Source organism: Pricia sp., from assembly GCF_041745955.1.
GTDB lineage: Bacteria > Bacteroidota > Bacteroidia > Flavobacteriales > Flavobacteriaceae > Pricia.
This window is the reverse complement of record NZ_JBGTHY010000160.1, coordinates 1-1,874: the sequence shown is the minus strand read 5'-3', so window position 1 is coordinate 1,874 and position 1,874 is coordinate 1. Positions and strand designations below refer to the sequence as shown.

Below are 1,874 nucleotides of genomic sequence, written 5' to 3'. Positions count from 1 at the left end.
CGGAACGAACTACAGTGCCTCGCGAAAATCGAACCTGCGTATGTCCATCTTCGGAAAAGCCGAACGTTATTTGGCCGATTTCGTAGGAGCAGAGGCTTGTGTTACCGTATCCTCCGGTTATTTGGCCGGACAATTCGTGGCACAGGCTATGAACACGAAAGCGCAGCGTTTTTTTTATGCGCCAAACACCCATTCCGCCCTCTATCCTGTCCAAACGAAATCCTACACCACATTTACTGCCCTGAACATTGCCGTCAGGGAACATCTGCGGTCCCAACCCAGAAAAACTCCTGTAGTTTTTTTGGATGCCATCGACTTTTCTGGCTGTAACTATCCCGATTTTGACCCTTTACAACTATTGCCACTAGCGGAAATTATACTGGTGGTCGATGATTCGCACGGTATTGGTGTTGTCGGCAACAACGGAAGTGGCGTTTTTGGCATACTTTCCAAATTATCGATAAAGGAACTGCTGGTATGCTGTTCGCTCGGTAAAGGATTCGGTATACAAGCGGGAGCGGTTTTTGGCGATAAGGAAAGGATATTAGGGCTAATGGAAACCCCCTTTTTCGGCGGTGCGAGTCCCGCAGCGCCGGCCGCACTGGAGACGCTGTTGGAGGCGGAGATGCTATATTCCGAAAAAAGGGTGCAATTACAGAACAATATTGCCCTATTCTTAAGTACCCTTAAACATCCAAAGAAATTCAGTGGCATGAAAGACCATCCCGCTTTTAGTTTTTCAGACACGCAGCTCACGGAATATCTAGCGCAAGAACACATTATTTTAACCCATTTTCCCTATCCTGACGAGCACTCACAACTCATGAGCCGGATAGTACTCAGCGCCCATCATCGCGAAGATGATATTATAAGGTTGACGGATTTGCTTAATGAGCAGCGGGTTTGAAATAGTGTCATGTCCAAAATAAGGTAGTTAACTATATACTGAAATAAATTTACAGGCCATACGCTTGCTAGTCCATCGAATTGTTCTAACATTGAAAAAAATACAGCAAATTATAACCAATACCATGAAAAACTTCCGAGACAAAACCACGGGCCTCTTTCTTTTAACGCTATTAACTTTAACGACCACATGGGCGCAAACCCATGGTAAACAGGGTATGGTCGTTTCCGACAATGCAATGGCTTCGCAGGTGGGAATCGATATTCTTAAAAAGGGTGGTAATGCTATAGATGCTGCCGTTGCGACTGCATTTGCGCTCGCGGTAACCCACCCCCAGGCCGGCAATATCGGTGGCGGCGGTTTCATCGTATTTATGGATGCTTCCGGCAAAACAACGACCATCGATTTTAGGGAAAAAGCGCCGTTACTTGCCACGCCCGATATGTTTTTGGATGAACAGGGCAAACTGGTCGAAGGCAGTAACCATACCGGATTAAAATCCGTGGGCGTTCCCGGAACGGTGGCAGGGCTCTATATGGCGCATGGCAAATACGGTTCATTACCGTGGAAAAAGCTGGTGCAGCCCGCTATTGATTTGGCGAGGAAAGGGATTGTTCTTTCGTATACCCTTGCCTCTCATGCTGAAAATTTACGTTCGGATCCGTCTCCCGATTTCATGAAAAATTACTTTACCGATTCCAATGGTACGATGTTAGAATACGGAGACCTATGGATGCAGAAAGAATTGGCAAATACCTTAAAGCAAATCAAAAGACACGGGAAAGACGGATTTTATAAAGGCAAGGTGGCGCAAGAAATTGCAGACTACATGAAAAACAACGGTGGTCTTATTAGCCTAGAAGATCTGGAAAAATATACCGCTATTGAACGTGAGCCGGTAAAAGGCACGTATCATGGCTATGACATTTATTCCATGCCCCCGCCCAGTTCCGGAGGTGTGGCCTTG

At 46.3% G+C, this 1,874-nt stretch carries 2 protein-coding genes; both read left to right on the top strand.

Annotation, left to right across the window (positions count from 1 at the left end):
- Window positions 1-907, top strand: a 907-nt coding sequence (locus ACEW8S_RS05825; RefSeq protein WP_373517237.1) for an aminotransferase class I/II-fold pyridoxal phosphate-dependent enzyme, incomplete at its 5' end; no start/stop codon positions are given.
- Between the two features lie 124 nt (window positions 908-1,031).
- On the top strand, window positions 1,032-1,874 hold an 843-nt coding region (locus ACEW8S_RS05820; protein ID WP_373517236.1), incomplete at its 3' end, for a gamma-glutamyltransferase.